Source organism: Saccharomonospora azurea NA-128, assembly GCF_000231055.2.
Classification (GTDB): Bacteria; Actinomycetota; Actinomycetes; order Mycobacteriales; family Pseudonocardiaceae; genus Saccharomonospora; species Saccharomonospora azurea.
In genome coordinates this window covers 2,274,793-2,300,826 of sequence record NZ_CM001466.1, presented here as the reverse complement: position 1 = coordinate 2,300,826, position 26,034 = coordinate 2,274,793, and the positions used below count along the sequence as shown (strand labels likewise).

Sequence of the window (26,034 nt, the reverse complement as noted above, 5' to 3'; positions counted from 1 at the left end):
GAGGGAGTACGTGGCCGCCATGGCAGCACAGTCGACCGACACCTTGCGGGATCTGCTCGGGGACAACGATCTTCCCGGCCTCCAACAGTGGCTGACCGAGCATCAGCCGCACGAGATCGCCGACGAACTCGGGCGCGCGGACGCGGTGAAGGCCGTTCTGCTGTTCCGGCTGCTCGACAAGGACCGCGCGCTCACCGTGTTCGAGGAGCTCGATCCCGCCGACCAGCACAAGGTGCTGGACGGGCTGCGGGAGCCGGCGTTCCGGGACGTCGTCGAACGCATGGCGCCCGACGACCGGGCTCGGCTGCTGGGGGAGGCGCCCGCGAAGTTCGCGCGGCACGTGCTGGCCGGGTTGAGTCCCCGCGAGCGCGAACACACGGCCGCGCTGCTCGGTTACCCGGAACATTCCGTCGGCCGCTACATGACGCCCGAGACGGTGGCCGTGCGGCACCACATGAGTGCGGAGGAAGCGCTCGCCGTCGTCCGGCGCAAGGGGGCCGACGCCGAGACGGTGTACACGCTGCCCGTGATCGACGACCGCCGTTGCCTGCACGGCATCGTGTCGTTGCGCGACCTCGTGCTGAGCGCGCCCGAGCGCCCGGTGTCGGACATCGCCATCGCCGACACCCCCCAGGTGCACGCCACGGATGACGTGGAGGAAGCGGCGAGGCTCATGCAGGACACCAACGTGCTCGCGCTGCCGGTGACCGACAGCGAGAACCGCGTGCTGGGCCTTCTCACCATCGACGACGCGTTCGAGGTCATCGAGGCCGCCGACACCGAGGACTTCGCCCGGCAGTCGGGGTCGACGCCGTGGTCGGGTCACTACATGTCGGCGAGCGTGGTGGAGCTGGCCCGGTCGCGGGCGGTGTGGTTGCTGCTGCTGATCCTCGCCGCCACGTTGACGGTGAACGTGCTGCAGTTCTTCGAGGACACGCTGGCGAGTGTGACGGCGCTGGCGTTGTTCATCCCGTTGCTCGTGGGCACGGGCGGCAACGCGGGCGCGCAGGCGGCGACGGCGGCGGTGCGCGCGCTGGCCGTGGGGGAGGTGCGGACCCGGGACGTCCTGCGGGTCGCCTGGCGCGAGTGCCGGGTCGGCCTGGTGCTCGGGTTGATGCTCGCCGTGGTGGCGCTCGCCGTCGGCTCGCTGCTCGTGGACGTCACCGTGGCGGGCAGCGTGGCCGTGTCGCTCGTCGCGGTGTGTGCGTGGGCGGCCACCATCGGCTCCACGATGCCGCTGCTGGCCAAGCGCGTGGGCATCGACCCCGCGGTGATCTCGGCGCCGCTGGTGACGACGTTGGTGGACGCCACCGGGCTCATCATCTACTTCCTCGTGGCCCGGCTCGTGTTCGGTCTGTAGAGAGTGCGCATGACGTGCGCATGACGAAGGCCGCCGCCACCGGGTCACGGTGACGGCGGCCTTCAGACCGGGGGAGGCCCTGTGTGGGCTCACAGCACGATGCCGCGCGCCTCCAGCCAGGGCAGCGGGTCGATCTTCGCGCCGTTCTCGATGATCTCGAGGTGCAGGTGCGGGCCCGTGGACTGGCCGCGGTTGCCCATCGTGGCGATCTGCTCACCGGCCTCGACGCGCTGACCCACGGACACCAGCGACTCGTTGATGTGGCCGTAGACGGAGATCGTGCCGTCGTCGTGCTGCACGCGCACCCACAGCCCGAAGCCGCTCGCGGGGCCGGACGAGATCACGGTGCCCGACATGAGGGACTTGATCGGGGTGCCGATGCTGTTGGCGATGTCCACGCCGTAGTGCGTGGTGCCCCACCGGGCACCGTAGCCGGAGGTGAAGGTGCCCTCCGCGGGCTTCACCACGCCCGGCGCGGCAGCGGGGGCCGCCGCGGCGGCAGCGCCACCACCGGCGGGAGCCTCGGCGGCCTGCTTCTCCGCCTCCTCGGCCTGCTTACGCTCGTTCAGCTTGTCCAGTTCGGACTGTTTCTCGTCCTGCTTGGCCGAAGCCTGCTTGTGGGCCTTCTCGGCGTTGACCTTGGCGCGCTCGGCCTTGGTCTCCTCACGCTCGGCGTCCTCGACGGCCTTCTCGGCGTCCTTGACCGCGCCGCGCTTGGCTTCCAGGTCCTCGCTCATCGAGTTGGTGACGTCCGAGCCGAGGAAACCCAGCACCGAGTTGACGACACCGGCGACGCTGAAGCCCGAGGACTCCTCCTCGACGCGCTGCTCGGCCCGCTGGAGTGCGGCCTCGGCCTTGGTGACCGCGTTGCGAGCCTCGGCGACCTCGGCGCGAGCGTCGGCGGTGGCCTGCTTGGCCTTGTCGTGCACCGACGTCGTGTTGTCGAGCCTCTTCTGGGCGTCCTCGGTCTGCTTCTTGGCGCGGTCGAGCGCCTTCTCGGCGGAGGCGATCTGCTCGTCGAGCGACTTCTCCGCCTGCTTGTTCTCGGTCTGCTTCGCCGCCAGCGGGGCCTGGACGTTCTGCTGCGTCGGGGCCGCAGCAGGATCGGCGAAGCTGATGCCGGGGGTGGAAATCAGAGTCAGGGAGGCAAGCAGCGCAACCGGGGCCGCCCGCCGAACATGACGCGCACGCATGTGCGAACTCCATTGATGTCGGGGGAGAGCACATCGGTGGGGGGCCGACGTACTCGAATCGGGGCACTGGCGACTATGCGAGGTCCCCAAGATCGCTCTCTAGCAAACTTGACGCTCGCCACAACGATTTGGTCTCTTTTGCCGCAACTTTCGGCGTGGCGTACTTGACTGCCTACGGTTAGCCCATCTATGGGCGGCATTCGACCAAGGTCGCGAGCTTGCGCGACAAGGGTTCCGTGTTGATCACCGAAGTGACACACTCGACGTGAATCATCACACTCGGTGGCACAGTGGTGATCAACTTCGTGTCCGCCACCGGAAGGAGCCCAAGGCAGTGCAGGACGCAGCACGGACAGTTCCGCCGTCGGCGCAGCTCGACCCCACCAAGCCCACGGTGGCCCGCATCTACGACGCGAGCCTCGGCGGCAAGGACAACTACGAGGTCGACCGCCAGATCTTCGAACTGATCAAGCAGGTGGCGCCGCACCAGGGCGACGTGAGCTGGATGAACCGACGCTTTCTGGTGCGCGCCGTGCGCTACCTCACCGAGCTGGTGGGCATGGACCAGTTCCTCGACCTCGGCAGCGGGCTGCCCACGGTGCAGAACACCCACGAGGTCGCGCAGTTCAGCAACCCCGAGGCCAAGGTCGTCTACGTCGACAACGACCCCATCTGCAACGCGCACGGCCGGGCGCTGCTGGAGGAGAACGAGTACACGCGGTTCGTCGAGGCCGACCTCACCAAGCCCGCCGACGTGCTCGCGCACCCGGAGATCACGGGGCATCTCGAACTCGACCGGCCGCTGGTGCTCATGCAGATCGGCACGTTGCACCACGTGTCCGACGACGAGGACCCGGTGGGTGTCATGCGGCACTACGTGGACGCGCTGCCGTCGGGCTCCTACGTGGTGCTGACCCACTTCTGGGACCCCGCCGACGAGAACCCGGAGTGGTCGAAGCAGGCGCACGACCTGGAGGCCAAACTCCGTGGCGCGAACGTCGGCACGGGCTTCTGGCGCACGCGCGAACAGATCGAGGAGTTCTTCGGGGGCGCGGAGCTGCTGGAACCGGGGCTCGTGCAACTCGACGACTGGTGGCCCGCCGGGCCGCGCAGGCGCGAACCGTGGCCGGAGGAACACCTCATGCTCGGAGGCGTGGCCGTCAAGCGCTGAGGCGCGCGTGCCGCAACGGCGCCCACGCCGGCTGTCAGTGGGCTGTCAGTGGTGGTAGGCGTGGGCGACGGCGTGGCCCTTGCCGCGCCCGATGAGCCACTTGTTCACCGGCACGGTGACCACGAACGCGATCCCCAACGCCACGGCGAGTGATCCCCAGAACAGCGGTGAGTCGAGAGGCGCGTCCATCGCGTCGGGGATCAACGGTTCGCCCGCCGGACACTGGACGCTGAACGGCGATCTCGCCGACGGGTCGAGCCACCAGCGCACTCTCGTGGCAACGGGTGATCCGTCGCTCGACGCAGTGGGTTACGAGGGTTCGGCTGTCGAGTTCGACGGCTCGGACGATTGGCTCTCGCACCCCGAGACCCTGGTCGACACGTCGGACAGCTTCTCGGTGGCGGCCTGGGTGAACCCGGCCACGGCAGATGCGGCTGCGACGGTTCTCTCTCAGCAGGGCGAACAGGCCGACGGCTTCCGGCTCGGTGTGACGGCCGAGGGCACGTGGTCGTTCAGCGCCTCCGGTGTGGGCGGGCCCGGGAGTGTCGGCTCGGCCGAGCAGGTGGAGCCGGGTGTATGGACACATGTCGCCGGTGTCTACGACGCGAAGAGGCAGCAGCTGAGGATCTACGTCGACGGCGTGTTGTCCGGCGCGGCTGACCACGCCGACGCGACGCGGGTGCAAGGTCCGTTCGTCGTCGGCCGTGCGCTGGAGAACGGTGTGCACACCGAGTTCTTCGCCGGGGCGATCGACGAGGTTCGCGTGTACGAGCGGGACCTTCTGGGCTCCGAGGTGGCACTCGCGGCGAGCCAGGCGGTGCAACGCGCGCACTACGCCATGGAGGAAGCCGACGGCACCACGACCCGAGACGAGGTCAGCGGGCGCAACGCCGTTCTGCACGGCGGTGCGTCGTGGGAGGTGCAGGAGTTCACGTCGATCGTCCTCGACGCCGAGTCCGAGCAGTATGTGAGCGCGTCGCTGCCGGAGCTGCGCACCGACCGCTCGTACACGGTGGCCGCATGGGTGCGGATGAACGACCGCGACACCCAGAAGGTTGCGCTGAGCATCGGTGATGCCGAGGCAGCACCGTTCGTTCTCGGCTATCGGCCCGATGATCGACGCTGGGCGATGAGTGTGGCCTGTTCGTCGGGCGAGGACTGCGAGTGGGCGGAAGCGCCCAGTTACTGGGACCAGGTCGGCGAGTGGGTGCACCTCACCGCTGTGTACGACGCCGTGGCGCAGGAGGCACGCCTCTATGTCGATGGCCGGAAGGGTGGGGTGGCGACCGGCGTCATCGGCGGTACGAGCGCCGGCGAGTTGAACGTCGGACGCGCTGTCCGCGCCGGTGTCGGTGCCGACTACTGGTCCGGGGCGGTCGACGACGTGAAGGTGTACTCCGGCGTTCTGGACGACAGGGCCATCTTCCAGCTCGCTTTCCGTTAATGGGTCTGTCCGAGCGGCTCGCCGAGGCAGGTTCTCGGCGAGCCGCTCGGGCCGCGTGCGGCGCAGCACTTCTCGCCCTCGGTTATTCGGGATCCTTCATAGCTTCGGGGAGTTCGAATGAACAGTGACTCGGACAAGGCTGCCGCGATCCTCGGGCAGCACTATCCTCAGGTCGATTCTCGTCACCCGAGGGATTACTTTGGGGAGGTGGGGAGTGCGCGCGATGCGCTCTGCTATGCCTGGCTCTACTGGCCGGACGTGGTGGAGTACATGGGCGCGTTGTTCGTCCTGTTGGAAAGAGGGCAGGAGCAGTTCGTTCGAGGCCGGTTGGAGCCGATCCGCTCTCGGGGCGGACGCTTGAGCGGGCCGCAGTGGTCGGATCTGGTGCGAAGTTTCAATACTTTCGAAGTGTCTTCGCTCTTTCGATTGTGGCCGGCCGGTGCATATGGCGATGTGGTCGAGTGTCTGGCGCCCATACTCAGGGAGACCTGGGAACAGCGCTTCCGCAGCGCTTACCCTGAAAGGTGTATTGAGGTCTCGGTGGTGGACGATGATCCGGCGCTCGAGGTTGCCATTCAAGTGAACCAGGAACTACCGGGCGTTGATTGGGAAGCAGTGACGACCGGTGTCGGCTGACTCGACGTCGAGGTCGTCGGGAATCCACCGATGCCGGGACGTCGACATGGCGCCAAATCTCCAAGGGGACGCGACACGGCTATTTCAGTCAGGTGACTGAATCGAACCCTACCGCAGATGATCTTGCGGTCACGAGCCCGCTCTACTCGCGCTGCGCAGCGAGAACCCGTTGCTGCTCGGCCAGCGCGTGTTGCACGTCCCGGCTCGCGGGGTAGAGCGCGCGGTACTGCTCGTAGAGCGCGTCGTAGGTGGCGCGCACGTCCGGGTTCGGTTCGCACACGCGGGCGGGCGGGTTCCAGTCGGCCATGCGCACGTCCTCGACGAGCCCGGCGGCGAGGAACGCCGCGCCGTAGCTCGCGCCGATGGTCACGCTCGGCACCACCTGGGGCAGCCCGGTCACGTCGGTGACGATCTGCGTCCACAACTCGCCCTGCGTGCCGCCGCCGACGGCGACGACGCGCGAGATCTCCGACCCGACCTCCCGCAACGCCTCGACGTTGTGGCGCACTCCGAAGGCCGTGGCCTCCAGCACCGCGCGGTACAGGTCGCCGCGGGTGTGGCTCACGGTCAGCCCCGCGACGACGCCCCGCGCGTCGGGGTCGAAGATCGGCGTGCGCTCGCCTGCGAAGTACGGCAGCACCAGCAGACCGTGGGCACCTGCACCGGACTCGCGGGCCTCGGCCAGCATCGTGGGGTAGTCGGGACCGCCCGTGAGGTCGCGCAGCCACGCCGTGATCGCGCCCGAGGTCGCCATGCCACCCGCGAGGTTGCGTGTGCCCGGCAGCGCGCCGAGCGTGCTCCACATGGCGGGTGTGGTCAGCCGCTCGCGCATGGTGTTGACCAGGAACATCGTCGTGCCGTACATGAGCATGAGGTCGCCGGGCTTCTGCGCGTCGACGCTCACGGCCTCCGACCACGCGTCGATCGTGCCGGTGATCACGGGCACGCCCGCCGGGATGCCTGCCACCTCGCGTGTCGTCACGCCCGCGGTCTCGCCGGGCCAGCGCAGCGGCGGCAGGTCGAGGTCCGGACAGACGTGCCGCACCCAGGGTTCGTGCCAGGCGTTGTCCACGGTGTCGAACAGCGGCGTGCACTGGCTCGCCGAGTGGAAGTCGAGCACGTACTCGCCCGTGAGCCGGTAGGCGAGCCAGGAGCTCGGCTGGAAGAGTCGCCGCGCACGGGCGTACGTCTCGGACTCGTGTTCCGCGATCCACCGCAGTTTCGGGCCCACCGCCTGGCTCGACAACATCGAGCCGCACCGCGCGAAGATCGCGTCGGCGCCGAGTTCGTCGTTCAACGCCTCGATCTGCGCGCCCGCGCGGGTGTCGACGCCGTAGAGGACGGCGGGACGCAGCGGGACGCCCTCGTCGTCGGTCAGCAGCACGCACGGGCCCATGCCGCTGACGCCCACCGCCGCGACGTCGACGTCGCCGGGGGCGGTGAGTTCCTCGGCCAGCTCGGTGAACTCGCGCCACCAGACGTCGGCGTCCATCTCCACGTGACCGGGAGCGGGGCGCTCGACCGGATGCTCGCGGACGGCGGTGCGAATCAGTCGCCCGTCGGAGGTCACGAGAACGCCCTTGCTGCTGGAGGTACCGATGTCGACGCCGAGGTAGCCGCGCATGCCTCGCAGCGTGTCAGGGATCGAAGCCGGTCACAAACCTGGTTGAACGAGGCGATCGGCGGTCGCTAAGCTCGCCGCCATGCCCAGGCAGTTCTACCTCTGAGTCGACCGCGCAGTGCGCCGACGCCGTCGTGTGACGACGGCTGATTCGTCATGCCCGAGTCGAACTCGATTCCTGGGAGTATTTCCTTGTCTCACATCCTGCTGGTCACCGTGGGTGCCCACGGCCATATCAACCCGCACCTGCCCGTTCTGGCCGAGCTGGTCGAACGCGGTCACCGTGTGACCATCGCCGTGCCCGAGTCGTTCGCCGAGCTCGCGGCGTCCTCCGGCGCGACCCCGTTGGTTGTCAAGTCCGATCTGCCCGACGAGTCGCGCGGAGAGCAGTGGCCCGACGGCGGAGTCGAGGCGATGGAGCTGTTCCTCGACGAGGGACGCAATGTCCTTCCCCAACTGGAGGCGGCGCTCGCTCACGACCGGCCGGACGCCGTGCTCTACGACATCGGCGGCTACGCCGGGCGTGCGCTGGCCCACCGGTGGGACCTGCCGCTGTTGCAGCTGTCGTCCGCGATCGTGGCCTGGGAGGGCTACCTGGAAGACATGGCCGAGGCGAGGGCGTTCCTCGACACGCCGGAGGGCCGGGCCTACACGGGCCGGTTCGAGGACTGGCTCGCCGAGCTCGGCATCGAGGACGACGTCGACACCTTCACCGGACGGCCGCCGCGGTGCGCGGTGCTGATCCCGAAGGCCATGCAGCCCTTCGCCGACCGCGTGAACACGTCGGTCTACACCTTCGTCGGTCCGGGACTGGATCGGCGAGCGCGTCAGGGTACGTGGCCCACGCCCGACAAGCCGCTGCTGCTCGTCTCGCTCGGGTCCGCCTACACCGACCGGCCGGAGTTCTACCGCGTGTGCTTCGAGGCGTTCGGCGGACTCGACTGGCAGGTGGTCATCGCCATCGGCGGGTACGTCGACAAGGCCGCGCTCGGTGCCGTGCCGGCGAACGTCGAGCTGCATCGCTGGGTGCCCCAGCTCGCCGTGCTGGAGCACGCGTCGGCGTTCGTCACCCACGCGGGGATGGGCGGCTGCGCGGAAGGTCTGTACCACGGAGTGCCGATGGTGGCCGTGCCGCAGGCGGTGGACCAGTTCATGAACGCCGACCGCCTGGCGGAGTTGGGTGTGGGCGTGCACCTGCCCGCCGACGAGGTGACGCCCGAGGCGCTGCGGGAGGCCGTGCTGTCGGTGTCGTCCTCGCCTGACGTCGCCGCGGCACTGGCCAGCCGGCGCGCCGAACTCCGTGCGGCGGGCGGCGCGGCCGGAGCGGCCGACCTCGTCGAACGCCTGCTCTGATCCGGGGCCGGGCGGCGAAGCGCTACAGCAGTCCGCGCTTCGCCGCCTGCACACCGGCCTGGAACCGGGTCGTGGCGCCCAGGCGGTCGAGGAGCGCGGCGATCCGCCGCACCACGGTCCGACGCGACATGTCGAGGCGGCGGGCGATCGTGTCGTCCGTCGCCCCCGCCGCCATCAGGGTCAGGATCGCCCGGTCCTGCTCCGGAAGGCCCTGTTCACCGCCCACATCGGTGACCGGCACACCGAGTGTCCACAGTGTTTCAAAGATCCCGATGAGAGCCCGAAGCAGTCCCGACGGGCGCACGAGGAGGGCGCCTTCGAGCCCGGAACGGTCGGGATCGGGGACCAGGAGCGCCGACTCCGCATCGCCGATCGTCAGTTTCACCGGCAGTTCCGGCAGGACCCGCACGCGTTCTCCCCGCTCGGCCATGCGCGTCATCGTGGAGAACAATTCCTGGTCGGCGTAGACGGCCTGGCTGTAGAGGGTGCGATAGCGAATACCGTGCGCCATTCTGCGCGTCTGCATTTCCTCCTGCGCGCGGAAATGGTGCGGTTTGCTGTAGTACGGCGGGCGGTCGAGCCAGCGCACCTGCTCCACGGCCTGCTCCTGCAGCCGGTTGGTCAGCATGATGAGCGTCGCCGGGTGTTCGATGGGCTCGACGTAGCGCAGGGGGCCGCTCGCTGCGCGCGCGTGGTGGTAGAGCCGGTCGAGCTCGGCCCCCGCGCGCCACAGCTGTGCCCTGCGATTCTCCTCCTCCGCCAACGCCAACGACATCACGCGATCGGGCGGAGCGGCCTCCCACCGCGCGGGCTCGCCGCCGTCCGAGTGCACGAGGTCGAGGCACGCCAGCGTGTGCAGCACGTCCAGCACCGTGGACTCGGGCAGGCCGGTGTAGCGGGCGATCGCCTGGTGATCCGATCGCCCCCGCATCGTCAGGGCGCGGTAGATCCGCCCCTGATCGCTGTCGGGCACGAGGACGTCGAGCACGGTCCCTTCCGGTGTCCGGGCACACTGCGGGCGCGAAAAGGATATGGTGCCACGGTTTTCCGGTCAACAGACGAACGTCGGTATTTCGGTAATCGCGAGGGAAGAATTGGCGCAATTGTGCGATGTCGCAGGTGCGCCAGCCGAATCACTGGCTATTGTCGCGCGGCGCTTGGCACTATCAAGGCCCAATTTTCCGACTCAGGGGAGTAGGAATGCGTCAGCGAAAACTGGCGGCCTCCGCCGCCGCGCTCACGGTCATGCTCGCCGTTCCGCTGCTGGGGCCCGCCACCGCCGGTGCCACCACTGGGGTCACCACCGAGCCTGCCGGTCAGCCCGTCGTCACGTCCGCCGCCGAGCTGGCGGAGAAGCCGCGGGCGATGGGTGAGGTCATCCTCAACGTCGACTACCAGGTGCAGGAGACGGGCTACTGGTGTGGACCGGCGGCGGTGCGTATCGCGCTGTCCGCCCGCGGCATCTACCGCACACAGGGCGACCTCGCCGCGCAGCTGGGCACGCACACCGGCGGGACCGACTGGATCGGCCAGGTCACGCGCGTGTTGAGCAACCACGTCGGCTGGTACGAGACCAAGGAGATGCCCAACGATCCGCCCACGCAGGCACAGAAGGACCTGCTGTGGCGCGACATCGTGCTGAACATCAACAACAACTACCCGATCGTCGCGAACATCGTCGCGCCTCCGGGGAACCAGCCCCCGGGCTACCCGCCGAACCAGACGATCTACCACTACTTCACGGTGATCGGTTACAACGACGTCAATCGCACGGTGCTCATCGCCGACCCGGCGTCGTTCAGCGGCTACCAGTTCTACTGGCTGACCTTCGACCACCTCGCTTCGCTCATTCCGCCCAAGGGATACAGCGCCTGACGGCGCGGAGGGACAGATGACCCGCATCAGGAAAGGACGGGCGGCGCTGCTCGCGACCGTCGCCGCCACGACTCTCGCCGGCGTCCCCGTCGCCAACGCCGCGGCGGAAACCGCGGAAAACGTTGCCACTAATGCCTGCCCGGACACGGCCGTGTTCGAGGTCGACGGCTACGGCCACGGCGAGGAACTGACGAACTGGAACAACACGGCGTTCAACGCCAACCCGCCCGCGGGGTGGGAAATCGTCCCGGTGCCCTACCACGACGGCGTGTTCCCCGGGATGGACGAGTATCCGTTGGACGCGGCGGTCGCCGACGGTGCGGGCAAGCTCGACGCGGCGGTGCGGGACTTCCACGCCCGCTGCTCCGGGACGCGGTTGGTGCTCGCGGGGTACTCCGAGGGCGCCGTCGTGGCGGGCAACGTGCTGGAAAGCCTCGCGAAGAGCACGGACATCCCGCACGAGCTGATCAACGGAGTGCTGTACGGCAACCCGCGCCGGGCGTTCGGTGACGGCGGTGCGGGCGGTGTCGCGGGTGGCATCGAGACGAACCTGCCGACGATCCTGCCCGACGTCACCATGCAGGGCCCGCACGATTTCGGCGACCTCTCCGTGGCCGACATCTGCAACGAGAACGACGGCATCTGCAACTCCACCAACATGATCACCAACCTGGCGGCGTTCGCCAACGGGCTCGTCGGCTACGCCTCCGGCGATCACGGTTACGTCCTGGACCCCGCTGCCGATCTCGGCAAGGGCCGGGTGCTGCACCGGCAGCCGCAGCGGGTGCCGCACGGCCCGCCGCTGCCGATCCCCGTCGGCACGCCGTGGCAGATCCAGCAGTTGCTGGGTGACGGCCCGGCGGCCCGCGACGCGGTGCGAACCGCGCGCAACGGGCTCGCCGGACTGGTGGGGCAGGAGACACTCGACCGGCTGGCCGAGACCTCGCCCTGGTACAACCTCGTCAAGGAAGCCTGAGCAGGCCGGCTTCGACGGCTGTGAGGCCGCCTGGGGATGCGCTCCCCGGGCGGCCTTGTCACGTGCGGGGCAGTGCGCGCTCGACGAAGTCGGTCACCAGGCCGTCGAGGTCGACATCGGCGAGCACCTCGGGCAGCGTGAGGTGCTCCAGGATCAGACCGGTCATCGCGTAGTACAGCAGCATCGTCGTGAGGTCGTCGCCGGGCAGGCCGCCCTGGCGGCGTCCCTCGATGTTGGTGTGGAGGTTGTCGCGCAGCGTCGTGGTCAACGTCGCGCGCAGTTCGGGTCGCCGCGTGGCCTCCAGGCGCAGTTCGAGCAGGGCGAGCCAGCCCGCGCGATCGTCGGCGATGCGGTGCAGCAGCAGGTGCATGAACCGGGCGAGCAGGGCCTTCGGGTCGGTCTCGGTGGCGTCGTCCGCGCCGACGGCGACCCGCAGGTGGATGCGTTCGGCCGCCTGCCGGAGCAGGTCGTCCCGGTTGGCGAAGTAGTTGGACGCGGTGCCCTTCGGGACGCCCGCCTCCGTGTCGACGGCGCGGAACGTCAGGCCGCGTGCGCCGTCCCGGGCGAGTACCTCGATCGCCGCGTCGATCAAGGCGATCCGCCGTTGTGGGTTGGTGACCATCGAACACCTTTCCGTCTTGACAACCACTACGGACAGAGTACTACGATCGAAGTACTTCAGTTGGAGTGGTTAAGGCGGGAGAGCCCATGCGAAAACTGACCTACCTCGTCGCCCAGACGATCGACGGCTACATCGCCGGCCCGGACAACGACGACCCCTCGCCCTGGTTCGTGCTGGAAGGAGACCACGCCGAACCGCTGCGCGACGAGTTCCCCGACATGCACCCCACCCACGTGCGGCCGATGCTCGGGCTGGAGAACACGCCCAACAAGCACTTCGACACCGTGTTGCAGGGCCGCGGCTCCTACGAGATCGGGTTGCGGCACGGCATCACCAACGCCTACCGGCACCTGCGCAGCATCGTGTTCTCCACGACGATGACGCAGAGTCCGGACCCGACGGTCGAGTTGGTGCGCACCGACCCGGTCGCCACGGTGCGCGCGCTCAAACAGGACGAAGGAAGGGACATCTGGTTGTGCGGGGGCGGCAGGCTGGCCGCCACGCTGCGCGACGAGATCGACCGGCTGATCGTCAAGCTGCAGCCGATCGTCGCGGGCGACGGCATTCCGCTGTTCCACGGCGCGGGTTTCCGCCCTGAGCGCTACGACCTCACCGACGTGCGGCACTTCGGCAGCGGGGTCGCCGTCCTCACCTACGACAAGCGCAGCACCGTGTCCTCGAACTGAGCCGGTTCGCGAAGTCGCCGAGGAACTCTGACGACGGCGGCTGCCCGCCGGTTCCTCCGAACCCGGAGATTGTGAGTCCAACGGCAAAGTGTGAAACACCTCTGTCGTTCGAGGACACCGCCCATCGATACTGGCGGGGCACGAGGGCGCCCCGGCCCCTCCCGTGCCACGAGACGAAAGCGATCGGTGCATGTCCTGGACGTGGTGGGTGTGGTTGGTCGGCGGTGCCGTCCTGCTCTGCGCGGGATTCGCGGCCGCCTACGTACTCCGGGGGCGGGCGCGCAGGCGGGCCGTGCGGGTGGCGTGGTCGGCCGCGCGCGCCGCGATCGGTCGGGCGGAGGTGAGCCGGGACGCCGCCTCCGCGACCGTGCCGGAGGCCGAACGACTACTCTTCGACGCCGAACACCTGCTGGCGGAGGGCGGCGGCCGTGCTGTCGCCCGCGTGGCCGAGACGTGTGCGGCGAAGGCCGACCGGCTGTGGCGGGAGGCCGCCGATGGCTGAGACCGGCCGCATCGGCGGCTCAGTCGGGGAGGTCGCGCTCCGCTGGGGTGCGCTGGGACTCGCCCTCGTCGCGCTCGTCGTCTTCTTCGCCGCACAACCGGAGCGACCCGAGGCCAGTTTCGACGGCGGACCGGCGGCCACTGCTCGTCAGCAGTGACACCCTGCCCGACGGCGGCCGGGAGTTCGACGCGCCGGTCGGACGCTATGTGGTCGCGGGCGCCACGGTCGTCGCCGTGGTGATCGGGACGACCGTGGCGTACCTGGGTGCGCGCCGGGTGGGGCGGGTGGCCGCGCGTCGCGCGGCGGACCGGGAGGCAAGCGGCGACGCCCGATCCCGGTTGAGTGCGGCGTCCGCCTCACTCGCCCAGCAGATCATCGAGCTGGACCGGCTCTACGAGTCGGTGCGGCGATCGGTCCGCCGTTCCGAGGAGGAACGACGTGCGTTCGAGCGGAAGTACCGCGCCATCGTGTCGGAGTACACGCGGCTGGGGCAGAGCGTCGTCCGTTTCGACAGCGAGGACCAGGACGCGAACTGGCTCACCGGGCGCGTCGAGGAGTTGAGCGAGCGCTGCCGCCGTCTCGCGGCCACGGTGTCGGCGCGCTGACCCGTCGATCAGACGCCTGTGGTGCCGTCGATCCGTTCCCGGATCAGGTCCGCGTGTCCACAGTGGCGCGCGTACTCGGCGATCATGTGCGTGTAGATCCAGCGCAGGGACACCTCACCGCCGTGCGGGAACGGGCGGGTGTCGTCGAGCGCGTGCGCCGCGCAGTTCTTCCGGGCGACTTCGATCTCGGCCTGCCACGCCGCGCGGGCGTCGTCGAGCGACACGTCGGCGGAGACCTCGAAGGCCCCGCCATGGCTGCCGTGGATGCGCGGGAGGTCCTCACCCGCGAGGACGCAGCGGAACCAGTGGCGCTCCACGTCGGCCATGTGCTGGACGAGGCCCTGCAGCGTCAACGACGAGGGCGGGGCGGAGGCGGTACGCACCTGCTCGTCCGACAGTTCGGCGCACTTGAGTGCCAGCGTGGCGCGGTAGAAGTCGAGCCAGCCTTCGGCCATTGAGCGTTCGTCGGCGGACAGCGGCGGCATGGGGCGATCGTTCATAGGGCGATGCTGCCAGCCGGGTCCGACAATCGTCAGAAGGTCGCCTGAAGAAGTCGCGGCGAGGCGGCGAAGCCGTGGCGGCAGTAGGCGGAGATCGCGCGGAAGGTGGAGTGCACCGTGATCCGCTCCATGCCGAGGTCACGACCCAGTTCCAGGACCGCGTCGACGAGCCGGCCGCCCAGGCCGGAGTCGCGTTCACTCGGCACCACGTACACGGACTGCACGTCGCCCGACCTGCGGGACAGCGACGTCGGGGTCGGCACGCGCTGCACGAGCGCCAACCACGCCATGCCGATCACCGCATCGCCCCGACGCAGCACGACGCATCGGTGGGTCGCCGTGTTCTCCTTCGCCCACGCCACGAAGTGAGTGACGAACTCGTCGTAGGCGACGTCGGCCGCCTGCCCGCCGTTCTCGTGCAACCACGCCCAGCGCAGTGCGGCGACGGCGGGCAGATCGTCGGGCGTGGCGAGCCGGAGGGTGACGTCGTCCATCCGGTCATCCTCGCAGGCGGTCGCGCTCGACGGCGCGGAGCACGGCGTCCGCGAGCTCCGTCGGCTTCGTGAACTGAGGCCAGTGGCCGGTGGGCAGATCGATCAGGTCGACCTCCCGGATCCTGGCGAGTTCGGCCGCCATCGGATGCCCCTCGGCCAGCCACCCGCGCACCACGTCGCTGGAGAACTGGCAGCACACGACCGTGGCGGGGACGTCGTGGCGGCACTCGTCGCGCAGCACCTGTTTGTCGTAGGCGACCCCGGTGGGCTGGGGGAGCGCCTGCGCGCGGAACGCCTCCCGCCCGGCCTCGTCGAGGTCACGCAGGTCGCCCTCGGTGAACTCCGACCAGTCGGGCAGCGGGATCTCACCGTCGACGACGGGCAGGTCGTCGTTGATGGGTCGGCCGTCGGGCAGGGGAGCCGAGTCGACGTAGACGACCCGCGCGACGCGGTCGGGCCGGGCGTCGGCGACCGCGTACGCGATGGCGCCGCCTCCCGAGTGTCCGACGAGCACCACCTTCTCGGCGCACCGGTCCACTGTGGCCACGACGGCGTCGACGTGGTGCTGCAGCGTGATACCCCGGCGGTCGGCGTCGCGCGATTCGAGCCCGGGCAGCGTGAGGACGTGCACCCGGTGCCCGGCGCGCTCCAGCGGCGCCGTGACACAGCTCCACGAATCGCCGTCCAACCAGAAACCGGGAATGAGGATGAGGTCCATGTCCGACACGGTACGGGCGGAGTCGGACAGTTCCGGTGCGTCGCGCGTCGGAAGTGGCCGGTCACGGGCCGTCAGAATGCTCCAGCGGACTGGACAGGCAAGCAGATACTTGCCTATTGTGGGTGTCGTGAGCGACGTGTTCAAGGCGCTGGCCGATCCGACCCGGCGGGCGGTGCTGGACGAGCTGCAGGAGCGCAACGGGCAGACGCTCTTCGAGTTGTGTGCCCGGCTCACCACCAAGCACGGCCTGGCCTCGTCGCGGCAGGCGATCTCCCAGCACCTCGGCGTGCTGGAGGAAGCCGGTCTCATCACCACGCGCCGCGAAGGGCGAAGCAAATTCCACTGGCTCGACACGACACCGCTGCGAGCCATCACCGACCGCTGGCCGGTGACGCACGACGACGAGAGGACGACATCGTGAGGATCAACATCACCAGCGTGTTCGTGGACGATCAGGAGAAGGCCCACCGCTTCTACACGGAGAAACTGGGCTTCGTGACGAAACACGACGTCCCGCTCGGCGGCGGCGCCCGGTGGCTGACGGTCGTGTCGCCGGAGCAGCCGGACGGCACGGAGCTGCTCCTGGAGCCGGACGCTCATCCCGCGGTCCGGCCGTACAAGGAGGCCCTGGTAGCCGACGGCATCCCGGCCGCGTCCTTCGCCGTGTCCGATGTGGAGGCGGAGGTAGAGCGGCTGACCGGGCTGGGAGTGCGCTTCACGCAGCCGCCGCTGAACATGGGAGACGTGACGATGGCCGTGTTCGACGACACCTGCGGGAACCTGATCCAGATCGCCGCGCAGGGCTGAGCCGGGTGGTGCGGCTCCCGAGGCTCGCCGTGTCCTGCCGGGCTCACGTCTCCTGGCGGCGGAGGTAGGACTCGAGGCCGTCGAGGACGCGCTGGACGCCGAAGTCGAGATCGTCGAGCATGCCGCTGTCGGGTCGGCCCGTCGGCTGGAAGGTCCCGTCGTGGACGAGCTGGGCGAGCATCGGGAACCGTTCCGCCGACACCACGTCGCGCAATGCGGCCTCGTAGTCCGCTTCGGCTTCGGTGGCGCTCACCTGGCCGCGTGCGCGCGCCTCGGCCAGGTCCGAACTCATCGCCGCGAACTGCCGGACGGCCCCGAGCAGGAACACCACCACGGAGACGAGGTTCTCCTCGCGTAGCCCCGCCCGGGACAGCGGGCGCAGGGCCGCCTCGAACCAGGCGAGCTGGCCGGGGCCGATCGGTGGTGCGCCGATCGGGACGCGCAGCATCCACGGGTGGCGGACGTAGGTGTCCCACAGGGCTCGGACCCACGTCTCGATCTCCTGCCGCCAGTCGGCCTCGTCGTCGGCGTCGGCGGCGGGCGGTGTGCCGGCGCAGCTGTCCATCATGACCTCGACCAGCTGCTCCTTGCCGGGAACGTACCGGTAGAGCGACATCGTGGAGTACCCGAGTTCGCGGGCCACCCGCTGCATCGAGACGGCTTCCAGTCCCTCCGCGTCCGCGATGCGCGCTCCGGCCTCGGCGATCCGGTCGAGGCTCAGCGTCGGTCGTGGTCCCCGGCTCGGCTCCGCCGCCGTTTTCCACAGCAGCGCGACCCGGCGGCGCAGGGGGTCGTTCGCGTCCTTCGGCATGTGATTCCTTCGGCTCGGTTGACCTCCATCCTAGAAACTGTGTATGAAGTACACGGAGCGTATGACATACGCAGTTTGGGGGTCTTCCATGTCCGTGTCCTCGACCGTGCCGCGGCAGGCGGCGCACAGGCGCTCGCTGGCGCCCGACCTGGCCCGCGGCGCGATGCTGCTGATGATCGCGCTCGCGCACGCGCACATGTACCTGACCGGGCACGAGACCGGCTTCCGCGGCTACGACGTCGAGGGCGGTCCGCTCGACCTGGTCGTCACCGGCGTGCAGGTCACGCTGGTCGACGGGCGCGCGATGCCGATGTTCGCCGCACTCTTCGGGTACGGGTTCGTGCAGCTCGCCGCCAAGCAGGCGGGAGCATGGCCGCGAACCCGCCGCCTGCTGCGCCGACGAAGCCGTTGGCTGCTGGTCTTCGGTTTCTGCCACGCCGCGCTGCTGTTCTTCGGCGACATCCTCGCCGCCTACGGGCTGGCCGGGCTGTTGCTCGCCGGGGTGCTGCGGTGGCGGGACCGGACACTGCTGGTGTTCGCGAGCGCCTGGCTGGTCCTGCACGGCACCGTGATCGCGTTGACCGGCGTGCAGATCGCCACGCACGGCGGCCCGGCCGATGCGATGGCGGCTGCCGATCCGCTCTCCGCCGTCGGTGCCCGGCTGGCGATGTGGGGAATCCTCACGCCGATGTACGTGGTCGAGCTGCTCGTCCCGTTCCTGATCGGGGTGTGGGCGGCCCGGCGTCGCCCGCTCGACGAGCCGCACCGGTACCTCGCGTTGCTGCGCCCGACCGCCGTCGTCGGCATCGGCCTCGCCGTGGCGGGTGGGCTCACCCTCGCACTGCTGGACGCGCAGGTGTGGACCGGCGTCCCGGCCGCGGTGGCCGTGCCGGCGTACGTGCTGCACGGGCTCACCGGGCTCGCGGGCGGCGTGGGCTACGCGGCGCTGATGGGCCTCGTCGCCCAGCGCGCCGAAGCCGCACCGGGGCCGGTCGTCGTCGCCGTCGCGGCCTGCGGGCAGCGTTCCCTGACGTGCTACCTGCTCCAGTCGGTGGTGTTCGTGGCCGTGTTCGTGCCGTACGCGGGCGGGCTGGGCGCCGAGCTGGGGACGGCCGCGGCTTCCGGTATCGCCGTGGTCACCTGGCTGGCGACCGTGGTCCTCGCCGATCGGCTCCGTCGTGGCGGGAGGACCGGACCGGCCGAACGGGTGCTGCGACGGCTGACCTACGGTACGCCGCCACGTGCGTGACGATGCCGTCTCGTGTGGACTGACCTCGAAATGCCGTCCTGTTCGAGGCCGCTGGCTAGGGTGACCGGATGGAACTCGATCAACGGCTCGTGGACGCGGCGGTCGAGCAGATGGAACGTCGCGGTCGTACCGAGGCGGCGGCGGTGTACCTGCACGATGGCCGGATCCTCACGAGCGTGGCACTCGACAACCTCAACGCCGCGGCCACCCTGTGCGCGGAGACCGGGGCGATCTGTCAGGCGCACACGCTCGGTGCCTCGATCACCGCGTCGGTGTTCGTCAGCAGGTGGGACGGCGGGCGCGACCACTCCGTGCTCGCCCCCTGCGGGATCTGTCAGGAACGCCTCGCGCTCTGGGGGCCGGACGTTCAGGTCGGCGTCGCGGACCCCGTGGCCGAGTCCGGCTGGAGCGTCCGGACTCTCCGGGAGCTCAATCCGTACTACTGGGGCGTGCATTTCGCCGACGGAGGGGACTGGCCTTCGGCCGCCGTGCACGGTTCCTGAGCACTCGTCGAACCGCTCCGCGCGTTCGCCGCGATACTACTTTCCGTACGCGGAAAGACACATAGGGAAATCGGCGTCGGTTGCGGCTATTGTCGTCGGAATCGCGTGGTGTGTCTCACTGTGCTCCGATCGGAGCAGAATGCGATAGCGTGGCGGCGGCCGCGGATGTCGTGAATTCTATTGCCCGCCGCCCTCCGAAACCCTCTGACCTGCACGAACATGTCGCCGTAGGGGGTGAGTGGTGGTTTTTAGGGGCTTCTCGGGCTTGTCCTCCTGAGTAGCGTGCGCCCAGGAGGAATCTCTGGCGAACCTTTCACGGAAAGCAGTTTGCCTTCCTGTCGTGCGAGGAAGAGGTTGCGGATGTCTGGGGACGAATCGTCGGAACACCCGGATCACCCGGAGCACAGAAGCACCACCGCCGACCGTCTCGCTGACCTTTCCCTCAGAGAGACGGAGATCGAAGCCGCCGAGAAGCGGGCTCGCGACCGCCAGCACAGGAAAGGCAAGCTGACGGCGCGGGAACGCATCGACCTGTTGGTCGACCCCGGGTCGTTCGTGGAGATCGACGCGTTCGTCCGGCACCGGTGCCACGACTTCGGCATGGAGGCCAACCGCCCCTACGGCGACGGCGTGGTGACGGGCTTCGCCACGATCGACGGGCGCAGGGTGTGCCTGTTCTCGCACGACTTCACCGTCCTCGGCGGCAGCCTCGGCGTCGCCCACGGGGAGAAGGTGATCAAGGCGCTCGACATGGCCATGCAGGTCGGCTGCCCGATGATCAGCATCAACGACTCGGCGGGTGCGCGGATCCAGGAGGGTGTCGCCTCCCTGGCCTACTACGCCGAGGTGGGGCGCCGAGTGGTCAAGGCCTCCGGCGTCATCCCGCAGATTTCGCTCAACGCGGGGCCGTGCGCGGGCGGTGCCGCCTACATCCCCGCCCTCGGCGACTTCACGGTGATGGCCGACGAGATCTCGTACATGTTCGTCACCGGGCCGGACGTCGTGGAGACGGTGACCGGGGAACGCCCCACGTTCGACGAACTGGGCGGCCCCAAGGTCAGCATGGAGGTCTCCGGCAACGTCCACTACATCGGTGCCGACGAGCAGGACTCGATCGAGTGGGTCAAGAGCCTGCTGAGCTACCTGCCGGACAACAACCTGTCGCACCCGCCGGTCTACGACAGCGACTTCTCCACGGAGATCACGGAGTCCGATCTCGAACTCGACACCCTGATCCCCGACTCGCTGAACACGAGCTACGACGTGCACAACGTGATCACGCGCCTCGTCGACGACGGTGAGTTCCTCGAAACGCAGGCCGGGTTCGCGCCGAACCTCGTGACCGGCATGGCCCGGATCGAGGGCCACACGGTGGGCGTCGTGGCCAACAACCCGATGTACTACGCGGGCGCGCTGGAGATCGACTCCTCGGAGAAGGCCGCGAGGTTCGTGCGGTTCTGCGACGCCTTCAACATTCCGCTGCTCACTCTCGTCGACGTCCCCGGATATCTGCCCGGCGTCGACCAGGAGCGTCGGGGAATCCTGCGGCGCGGCATCAAGCTGCTGTACGCCTACGCGGAATCCACCGTGCCGAAGGTGACGGTGGTGCTGCGCAAGGCCTACGGCGGCGGGTACGCCGTCATGGGTTCGAAGCACCTCGGTGCCGACGTCAACTTCTCGTGGCCCACCGGCGAGGTCGCGGTGATGGGCGCGGCCGGTGCGGTCGCGGTGATGAACAGCCGGAAGCTGGCGGCGCTGGACGAGGCGGAGCGTGCGCAGGAGACGGAGCGGCTCACCGCCGAGTACGAGGCGAACTTCAGCAACCCGTACTTCGCCGCCGAACGCGGATACATCGACGCCGTCATCCGTCCTTCGCAGACCCGCACGAAAGTCGCCAAGGCGTTGGCGATGCTGCGCGACAAGCGCGAGAGCTCGCCGGCCAAGAAACACAGCACCATGCCCTTGTGAATCGCCCGGCTCGGACTCGGGCAACCAGGACAGGAGTTCTCACGATGCGACGGCGAATACGTGTCATCGCTGCGGCTGTGGCCATCAGCATGCTGCCGGCCGCCCCGGGGCTGGCGGCCGCGGACGACGGGCGGTCACGTTCCAGGCTCCACGTGGACGGGCTGGATTCTCCGGTGCGCATCGTGGTGGACAAGTGGGACGTGCCGCACATCTACGCGAAGAACACGGCCGACCTGTTCTTCGCCCAGGGCTACAACGCGGCCCGCGAACGCCTCTTCCAGATGGATCTGTGGCGGCGCAAGGGACTCGGCCAGCTGTCCGAGGTCTTCGGTGAGGCGTACGTCGAGCAGGACCGCGCCGCCCGGCTGATGCTGTACCGGGGCGACATGGAGCAGGAGTGGGAGTCCTACGGGTCCGAGGGCAAGCTGGCGGCGAGCCGCTTCGCCGAAGGCGTGAACGCCTATGTGGACCGGCTGGCGGAGAAGCCCGAGGAGTTGCCCGCCGAGTTCCGGAAGTTCTCCTACGAGCCGGCCAGGTGGACGGCCGAGGACGTGGTCCGCATCCGGGCACACGGGCTCAGCCAGAACCTCTACAGCGAGGTCGACCGCGCCCGCATCGCCTGCGTGGGCGGTGTCGACGCCGACCAGTTCCGGATCAGGTTGACGCCCGAGCACGAGGCGATGGTTCCGGAGGGCTTCGACCCGTGCTCGCTGCCCGCTGACGTGCTGGACACCTACAGCCTCGCGGTCGGCGGCCTGTCCGGAGACGGCGAGCCGTCGTCGGCGGCGGCGCTCCAGGAGGGCAGCAACGCCTGGGCACTGAGCCCGCACCGGACGACGACGGGCAGGCCGATCCTCGCCAACGACCCGCACCGGGCACTGAACTCGCCCTCGACGCGGTACGTCGCACACCTCAACGCGCCGGGCCTCGACGTGATCGGCGCCGGTGAACCGTTCGCTCCCGGCATCGCGCTCGGACACAACGGCACGTCCGCGTGGGGACTGACGGTCTCGGCGATGGACCAGGAGGACCTCTACTACTACGAACTCGACCCCGAGAACCCGAACCGCTACCGCTACGACGGCGGCTGGGAGGAGATGACGACCGTCACCGAGGAGATCGCGGTGGCCGGCGGTGGGTCGGAGGTCGTGGAACTCCAGTACACCCGCCACGGTCCGGTGATCAAGGTCGACGAGGAGGCGAACCGGGCCTACGCGCTCCGTGCCGCCTGGCTCGAACCCGGCATGTCGCCGTACTACGGGAGCCTGAAGCACCTGCGTGCCACGTCGTTCGCCGAGTTCCGGAAGTCGATGGACTCGTGGCGGGCTCCCGGGCTCAGCCAGGTCTACGCGAACGTCGACGGCGAGACCGGCCTGGCGGTGGGTGGACTCGCTCCGAAGCGCACGGGCTACGACGGCCTGCTGCCGGTGCCCGGCGACGGCAGGTACGAGTGGGACGGGTTCGTTCCCCCGTCGAGCATGCCGCGGGTGCACAACCCCGAGAACGGGATCATCGCGACGGCCAACGAGTACAACGGCACCGACGCCGGGCTCGGCTACGAATGGGCCAGCCCCGTCCGCCGGGATCGCATCGTGGAAGCGCTCGACGCGCGGGCGAAGAGCTCGCCGGCCGACTCGGGCGCGGTTCAGAACGACGTCCACTCGTTGTACGCGCGGCGACTGGTCGAGTTGCTGCAACCGTTGAGCAGCGACGACCCGGTGATCGCCGAGGCGCTGGCGATGCTTCAGGACTGGGACGCGACCCTGTCGAAGGACAGCGACGCCGCGGTGCTCTTCGAGGTCTGGTTCATGTGGCATCTCGGCCCGAACTTCCTGTTCTCGGTGCTGCCGCCCGAGACCGCCGGTGCGATCTTCCTGCCCGACCAGGACGTGCTGGTCGACGCCATGGAGAACCCGGACGAGTACTTCGGTGCCGACGGTGCCGCGCAGCGAGACGCCCTGCTGCTCAGCACCTTGAAGGCGGCCTTCGCCGACGTCGAGCAGCGCCTGGGCACCGACCGGTCGGAATGGACGTGGGGCGGGCTTCTGACGACGCCGTTCCCGCACCCGCTGTCCGAGCTGACCGACGACGACACCGCGGCCGAGTGGAACGCGGGGCCGGTGCCGACCGGCGGAGCGTGGCACACCGTGAACCTCGCGGGTTACGACCCCGTGGAATACGAGAACCTGTCCGGCCCGTCGTTGCGGATCCTGCTCGACGTCGGCAACTGGGACGCATCGAAGATGATCAACGCGCCGGGGCAGTCCGGTGACCCGGACTCGCCCGGGTACAAGGCGATGGTGGAGAAGTGGGGCGACGGCGAGTACGTGCCGCTGCTCTACAGCGCCGCGGCGATCAAGCGGAACCAGGCCGAAGAGATCGTGCTGCTGCCGAAGCGGTGAGGTCAGGCGGTCACCTGCTGTCTCCCGGCCGACCGGGGATTCCAGGAGGCGTAGGTGACCGCCCGCAGCAGCCATTCCACCGGTCCGTACCGGAACCGCTGACACCACAGGTAGCTCCCGATGATCTGAACGACGAAGACCGCGAAGGTCATGCTGAGGACGACGCCGGGGCTCACCTGCCCGATCAACCCGGCCCCGAGGCCGGTGAACACGAGCGCGCAGATCACCGACTGCAGCAGGTAGTTCGACAGCGCGAGCCGTCCGGCCGCGGCGAGGAACTCGGTGAACACCGCCGCCCGCGGCGAGGAGAACACCCGCAGCATCGTGGCGGCGTAGGCGGCCGTCAGCAGGGGCGCGGTGGCGTACCCGACGGCGGTGGCGAACGTGTCGTGTGTGCCGCCGAAGCTGGCGAAGACGAGCGAGCCCGACAACCCGACGGGCAGGCCCACCCACTGCAGCAGCTGCAGGACGCGCTGGTGCCTCTGGAGATCCCCGAGAGCGCGGATCTTGCCGGCCGCGAGCCCGAGCAGGAACGACGTGAAGGCGAGCGGTCCCTGCACGACGAGCGTGCCGAGAATCCACGGGACCGTGCGGACGTGTTCGGCGATGACCTCGCTCGGCGAGCCGCGCAGGGCCTCGGTGGCACGCTGCCCCTCCACCAGCGCCGCCGCGGGGTCGGCCGCGAGTGAACCGGACAGGGCGACCAGGACCACCGCGCCCGTCGTGGCGACGGTCAGGAGGCCCGCCAGCACGACCGCCGTGCGGGGCCGGATGCGACGCACCGCGAGCAGCAGCAACCCGAGAACGGCGTAGGTCGACAGGATGTCGCCCGGGAACAGCAGCACCGCGTGAGCGACGCCGAGGACGAACAGCGCGCCCAATCGCCGCAGGAAGGCCGGAGTGAAGCGGCGACCCTTTCGCTGCGCCGAATCCAACTGGAGGGTGAAGCTGTACCCGAAGAGAAACGAGAACAGCAGGTAGAACTTCATCGTGAAGAGGAAGTACACCGTCCAGGTGACAACCTTGTCGGTGAAGGAGGTGAACGTCGGATCGGCGATACCGGTGAAAGCGAATCCGGAGGAGAACAACGCCATGTTGACGGCGAGAATGCCGAGCAGGGCGAATCCGCGCAAAGCGTCGACGTGAACGAGTCGATTCCCGTGGCCAGTGGCGCGGCGGTTCATCAAGTGCAGACCTCGCGAAGGTGGTCGATGTTGTCGATCGTGTCGCCGACCCACCGGGCGAACGCCTCGACGGTGGCGGCTTTGCGCTGCTGGGCGCGGGCGTACTGGTCCGCGATGTTGCCGATCGCGCCCGCGACGTCGCGATCCGCCGCCGAGTCGGCGAGCTCGCGCAGCTCCTCGGCCCGACGTTCGAGTTCCCCCGACTGCTCGTCGAGTTTCTCGTAGTCCGGCACCATCGACGAGAGATGAAGGGCCTCGACGCAGACCTCGGCCTTGTCCTTGACCGCACTCGCCTCCTCGGCGAGTCGACAGCCGCCGGTGAGAACGATCATCGGCACCAGAAGTAACGTCACTTTCCTCGCCGCGCTTGCGGTCATCGAGACCCCCATTGATCGAAGGCGCAGAATCGCCGTTCCTACTCCGTCGAGGCTATGGAATGCGTCCGGAGAGGGTCATCGGTAATCGGGCCGATCCCCGGCTCATCACATCGGAGGAGGAGCCGGTGAAGGTTGGTACCGACTGACGAGCGTGCGCGTGCGGAAGATGTGCTGGAATCGGCTTGTGGCTGACGAACTGACGGCCGTCGACGACGGCGCCGAACCGATGGTGATCTCGGGCCTGCGCAAGACGTTCGGCGAGAAGGTCGCGGTCGACTCGGTCGACCTCACCGTGGGGCGCGGTTCTTTCTTCGGTCTCGTCGGGCCGAACGGAGCCGGCAAGACCACCACGTTGTCCATGGCCGTCGGCCTGTTGCGCCCGGACGCCGGATCGGTGCGCATCTTCGGCGTCGACGTCTGGCAGGAGCCCGCCAAGGCGAAGTCCCTCATCGGCGTGTTGCCGGACGGGCTGGCCGTGCCCGAGCGCCTGACGGGGCGCGAGCTGCTCGTCTACAGCGGTCTCCTCCGCGGGCTCGACCGCGACGTGACCGAGGCGCGCGCCGACGAGTTGCTGCAGGTGATGGGCCTGGACGAGGCCGAACGCACGTTGATCATCGACTACTCCGCCGGGATGCGGAAGAAGATCGGCCTGGCGAACGCGCTGCTGCACGCGCCGAAACTGCTGATCCTCGACGAGCCGTTCGAGGCGGTGGACCCCGTGTCGGCGGCGACGATCCGCACGATCCTCACCCGGTTCGTCGCTGCCGGCGGTGCGGTGGTGCTGTCCAGTCACGTGATGGCTCTGGTCGAGTTGATGTGCGACCACGTCGGTGTCATGTCCGACGGGGCGGTCGTCGCGGCGGGGCCCGTCGACGAGGTCCGCGGTGGCGAGCAGGGGTTGGAGCAGGCGTTCGTGGCCCTGGTCGGTGCCCGCAACGACGGTGTCGAAGGGCTGGAATGGTTGGCGTCCTGATCCG

At 69.1% G+C, this 26,034-nt stretch carries 28 protein-coding genes and 1 pseudogene; 18 read left to right on the top strand and 11 right to left on the bottom strand.

The window, feature by feature from the left end; translation table 11 throughout:
* Positions 1-19: 19 nt before the first annotated feature.
* Entirely contained in the window at positions 20-1,360 is a 1,341-nt protein-coding gene (gene mgtE / locus SACAZDRAFT_RS10125; RefSeq protein WP_277682131.1) for a magnesium transporter, read from the top strand.
* 89 nt (positions 1,361-1,449) lie between these two features.
* Here the strand turns inward: mgtE and SACAZDRAFT_RS10120 are convergent, their stop codons facing one another.
* The gene (locus SACAZDRAFT_RS10120; RefSeq protein WP_005441253.1) at positions 1,450-2,553 is read right to left on the bottom strand and encodes a M23 family metallopeptidase; all 1,104 of its coding nucleotides are present in this window, start codon (positions 2,551-2,553) and stop codon (positions 1,450-1,452) included.
* A 334-nt stretch (positions 2,554-2,887) separates the two neighbouring features.
* On the opposite strand from SACAZDRAFT_RS10120, the gene SACAZDRAFT_RS10115 reads away from it, so the two are divergent.
* Complete coding sequence (locus SACAZDRAFT_RS10115) at positions 2,888-3,724, top strand: SAM-dependent methyltransferase (RefSeq protein ID WP_005441251.1); 837 nt, start codon at positions 2,888-2,890, stop codon at positions 3,722-3,724.
* 45 nt (positions 3,725-3,769) lie between these two features.
* Here the strand turns inward: SACAZDRAFT_RS10115 and SACAZDRAFT_RS22460 are convergent.
* Positions 3,770-3,928 (bottom strand): annotated as a pseudogene (locus SACAZDRAFT_RS22460) (DUF4396 domain-containing protein); the annotation flags it as partial.
* 70 nt (positions 3,929-3,998) lie between these two features.
* On the opposite strand from SACAZDRAFT_RS22460, the gene SACAZDRAFT_RS10110 reads away from it, so the two are divergent.
* Both SACAZDRAFT_RS10110 and SACAZDRAFT_RS10105 read left to right on the top strand, forming a co-directional pair.
* Positions 3,999-5,168, top strand: coding sequence for a LamG domain-containing protein (locus SACAZDRAFT_RS10110; RefSeq protein WP_232286403.1), 1,170 nt, complete (start codon positions 3,999-4,001; stop codon positions 5,166-5,168).
* 117 nt (positions 5,169-5,285) lie between these two features.
* The gene (locus tag SACAZDRAFT_RS10105) at positions 5,286-5,804 is read left to right on the top strand and encodes a hypothetical protein (RefSeq protein WP_005441247.1); all 519 of its coding nucleotides are present in this window, start codon (positions 5,286-5,288) and stop codon (positions 5,802-5,804) included.
* A gap of 142 nt (positions 5,805-5,946) precedes the next feature.
* On the opposite strand, the gene SACAZDRAFT_RS10100 is transcribed toward SACAZDRAFT_RS10105, so the two are convergent.
* A complete protein-coding gene (locus tag SACAZDRAFT_RS10100; RefSeq protein WP_005441245.1) occupies positions 5,947-7,428 on the bottom strand; it encodes an FGGY-family carbohydrate kinase in 1,482 nt (493 codons plus the stop codon).
* 153 nt (positions 7,429-7,581) lie between these two features.
* Here SACAZDRAFT_RS10100 and SACAZDRAFT_RS10095 point away from each other — a divergent pair, with 153 nt between their 5' ends.
* Positions 7,582-8,778 carry a macrolide family glycosyltransferase gene (locus SACAZDRAFT_RS10095; RefSeq protein ID WP_408638061.1) on the top strand — a complete coding sequence of 399 codons (1,197 nt, stop codon included), beginning with the start codon at positions 7,582-7,584 and terminating at the stop codon, positions 8,776-8,778.
* Between the two features lie 22 nt (positions 8,779-8,800).
* On the opposite strand, the gene SACAZDRAFT_RS10090 is transcribed toward SACAZDRAFT_RS10095, so the two are convergent.
* Positions 8,801-9,766: a helix-turn-helix transcriptional regulator gene (locus SACAZDRAFT_RS10090; protein ID WP_005441242.1), complete on the bottom strand. Its 966-nt coding sequence runs from the start codon at positions 9,764-9,766 to the stop codon at positions 8,801-8,803.
* A 212-nt stretch (positions 9,767-9,978) separates the two neighbouring features.
* Here SACAZDRAFT_RS10090 and SACAZDRAFT_RS10085 point away from each other — a divergent pair, with 212 nt between their 5' ends.
* On the top strand, positions 9,979-10,653 hold the full coding sequence (locus SACAZDRAFT_RS10085) for a C39 family peptidase (RefSeq protein ID WP_005441241.1): 675 nt from the start codon (positions 9,979-9,981) through the stop codon (positions 10,651-10,653).
* A gap of 16 nt (positions 10,654-10,669) precedes the next feature.
* Positions 10,670-11,629: a cutinase family protein gene (locus SACAZDRAFT_RS10080; protein WP_005441239.1), complete on the top strand. Its 960-nt coding sequence runs from the start codon at positions 10,670-10,672 to the stop codon at positions 11,627-11,629.
* A 58-nt stretch (positions 11,630-11,687) separates the two neighbouring features.
* Here SACAZDRAFT_RS10080 and SACAZDRAFT_RS10075 read toward each other — a convergent pair whose 3' ends face one another.
* Positions 11,688-12,251 carry a TetR/AcrR family transcriptional regulator gene (locus tag SACAZDRAFT_RS10075; protein ID WP_005441237.1) on the bottom strand — a complete coding sequence of 188 codons (564 nt, stop codon included), beginning with the start codon at positions 12,249-12,251 and terminating at the stop codon, positions 11,688-11,690.
* Positions 12,252-12,337: 86 nt separating this feature from the next.
* On the opposite strand from SACAZDRAFT_RS10075, the gene SACAZDRAFT_RS10070 reads away from it, so the two are divergent.
* The 4 genes from SACAZDRAFT_RS10070 (at position 12,338) to SACAZDRAFT_RS10060 (ending at position 14,044) form a co-directional block, all read left to right on the top strand.
* On the top strand, positions 12,338-12,937 hold the full coding sequence (locus SACAZDRAFT_RS10070; protein WP_005441236.1) for a dihydrofolate reductase family protein: 600 nt from the start codon (positions 12,338-12,340) through the stop codon (positions 12,935-12,937).
* Positions 12,938-13,127: 190 nt separating this feature from the next.
* On the top strand, positions 13,128-13,439 hold the full coding sequence (locus tag SACAZDRAFT_RS10065; protein ID WP_005441234.1) for a DUF6403 family protein: 312 nt from the start codon (positions 13,128-13,130) through the stop codon (positions 13,437-13,439).
* Positions 13,432-13,596: a hypothetical protein gene (locus SACAZDRAFT_RS22980; protein ID WP_005441232.1), complete on the top strand. Its 165-nt coding sequence runs from the start codon at positions 13,432-13,434 to the stop codon at positions 13,594-13,596. Before SACAZDRAFT_RS10065 ends, SACAZDRAFT_RS22980 begins: the two co-directional genes overlap by 8 nt.
* Before the next feature lie 76 nt (positions 13,597-13,672).
* On the top strand, positions 13,673-14,044 hold the full coding sequence (locus SACAZDRAFT_RS10060; protein ID WP_232286402.1) for a hypothetical protein: 372 nt from the start codon (positions 13,673-13,675) through the stop codon (positions 14,042-14,044).
* Between the two features lie 8 nt (positions 14,045-14,052).
* On the opposite strand, the gene SACAZDRAFT_RS10055 is transcribed toward SACAZDRAFT_RS10060, so the two are convergent.
* Genes SACAZDRAFT_RS10055 through SACAZDRAFT_RS10045 form a run of 3 tightly spaced genes read right to left on the bottom strand, consistent with a single transcriptional unit; the run spans position 14,053 to position 15,756 of the window.
* The gene (locus SACAZDRAFT_RS10055; RefSeq protein ID WP_005441222.1) at positions 14,053-14,529 is read right to left on the bottom strand and encodes a DinB family protein; all 477 of its coding nucleotides are present in this window, start codon (positions 14,527-14,529) and stop codon (positions 14,053-14,055) included.
* A gap of 47 nt (positions 14,530-14,576) precedes the next feature.
* On the bottom strand, positions 14,577-15,038 hold the full coding sequence (locus tag SACAZDRAFT_RS10050) for a GNAT family N-acetyltransferase (protein ID WP_005441219.1): 462 nt from the start codon (positions 15,036-15,038) through the stop codon (positions 14,577-14,579).
* Positions 15,039-15,042: 4 nt separating this feature from the next.
* On the bottom strand, positions 15,043-15,756 hold the full coding sequence (locus SACAZDRAFT_RS10045; RefSeq protein ID WP_005441212.1) for an alpha/beta fold hydrolase: 714 nt from the start codon (positions 15,754-15,756) through the stop codon (positions 15,043-15,045).
* A 76-nt stretch (positions 15,757-15,832) separates the two neighbouring features.
* On the opposite strand from SACAZDRAFT_RS10045, the gene SACAZDRAFT_RS10040 reads away from it, so the two are divergent.
* Positions 15,833-16,177, top strand: coding sequence for an ArsR/SmtB family transcription factor (locus tag SACAZDRAFT_RS10040; RefSeq protein WP_198283939.1), 345 nt, complete (start codon positions 15,833-15,835; stop codon positions 16,175-16,177).
* Positions 16,171-16,563 carry a VOC family protein gene (locus SACAZDRAFT_RS10035; protein ID WP_269726605.1) on the top strand — a complete coding sequence of 131 codons (393 nt, stop codon included), beginning with the start codon at positions 16,171-16,173 and terminating at the stop codon, positions 16,561-16,563. Before SACAZDRAFT_RS10040 ends, SACAZDRAFT_RS10035 begins: the two co-directional genes overlap by 7 nt.
* A gap of 43 nt (positions 16,564-16,606) precedes the next feature.
* Here the strand turns inward: SACAZDRAFT_RS10035 and SACAZDRAFT_RS10030 are convergent, their stop codons facing one another.
* The gene (locus SACAZDRAFT_RS10030) at positions 16,607-17,374 is read right to left on the bottom strand and encodes a TetR/AcrR family transcriptional regulator (RefSeq protein WP_005441209.1); all 768 of its coding nucleotides are present in this window, start codon (positions 17,372-17,374) and stop codon (positions 16,607-16,609) included.
* Positions 17,375-17,462: 88 nt separating this feature from the next.
* Between SACAZDRAFT_RS10030 and SACAZDRAFT_RS10025 the strand changes: the two genes are divergently transcribed.
* The 4 genes from SACAZDRAFT_RS10025 to SACAZDRAFT_RS10010 all read left to right on the top strand — a co-directional run bounded on the left by SACAZDRAFT_RS10025 (position 17,463) and on the right by SACAZDRAFT_RS10010 (position 23,496).
* Positions 17,463-18,623 (top strand): DUF418 domain-containing protein, encoded by a 1,161-nt coding sequence (locus SACAZDRAFT_RS10025; protein WP_005441208.1) that lies wholly within the window; start codon positions 17,463-17,465, stop codon positions 18,621-18,623.
* Positions 18,624-18,691: 68 nt separating this feature from the next.
* Positions 18,692-19,126: a cytidine deaminase gene (locus SACAZDRAFT_RS10020; RefSeq protein ID WP_005441207.1), complete on the top strand. Its 435-nt coding sequence runs from the start codon at positions 18,692-18,694 to the stop codon at positions 19,124-19,126.
* A gap of 360 nt (positions 19,127-19,486) precedes the next feature.
* The gene (locus SACAZDRAFT_RS10015) at positions 19,487-21,094 is read left to right on the top strand and encodes an acyl-CoA carboxylase subunit beta (RefSeq protein ID WP_005441206.1); all 1,608 of its coding nucleotides are present in this window, start codon (positions 19,487-19,489) and stop codon (positions 21,092-21,094) included.
* Between the two features lie 77 nt (positions 21,095-21,171).
* Positions 21,172-23,496 carry a penicillin acylase family protein gene (locus SACAZDRAFT_RS10010; RefSeq protein ID WP_005449589.1) on the top strand — a complete coding sequence of 775 codons (2,325 nt, stop codon included), beginning with the start codon at positions 21,172-21,174 and terminating at the stop codon, positions 23,494-23,496.
* Positions 23,497-23,498: 2 nt separating this feature from the next.
* Here the strand turns inward: SACAZDRAFT_RS10010 and SACAZDRAFT_RS10005 are convergent, their stop codons facing one another.
* Complete coding sequence (locus SACAZDRAFT_RS10005; RefSeq protein ID WP_232286401.1) at positions 23,499-24,629, bottom strand: DUF418 domain-containing protein; 1,131 nt, start codon at positions 24,627-24,629, stop codon at positions 23,499-23,501.
* A gap of 50 nt (positions 24,630-24,679) precedes the next feature.
* Positions 24,680-25,057, bottom strand: coding sequence for a hypothetical protein (locus SACAZDRAFT_RS10000; protein ID WP_005441192.1), 378 nt, complete (start codon positions 25,055-25,057; stop codon positions 24,680-24,682).
* 184 nt (positions 25,058-25,241) lie between these two features.
* On the opposite strand from SACAZDRAFT_RS10000, the gene SACAZDRAFT_RS09995 reads away from it, so the two are divergent.
* The gene (locus SACAZDRAFT_RS09995) at positions 25,242-26,030 is read left to right on the top strand and encodes an ABC transporter ATP-binding protein (protein ID WP_005449584.1); all 789 of its coding nucleotides are present in this window, start codon (positions 25,242-25,244) and stop codon (positions 26,028-26,030) included.
* Positions 26,031-26,034: the final 4 nt, after the last annotated feature.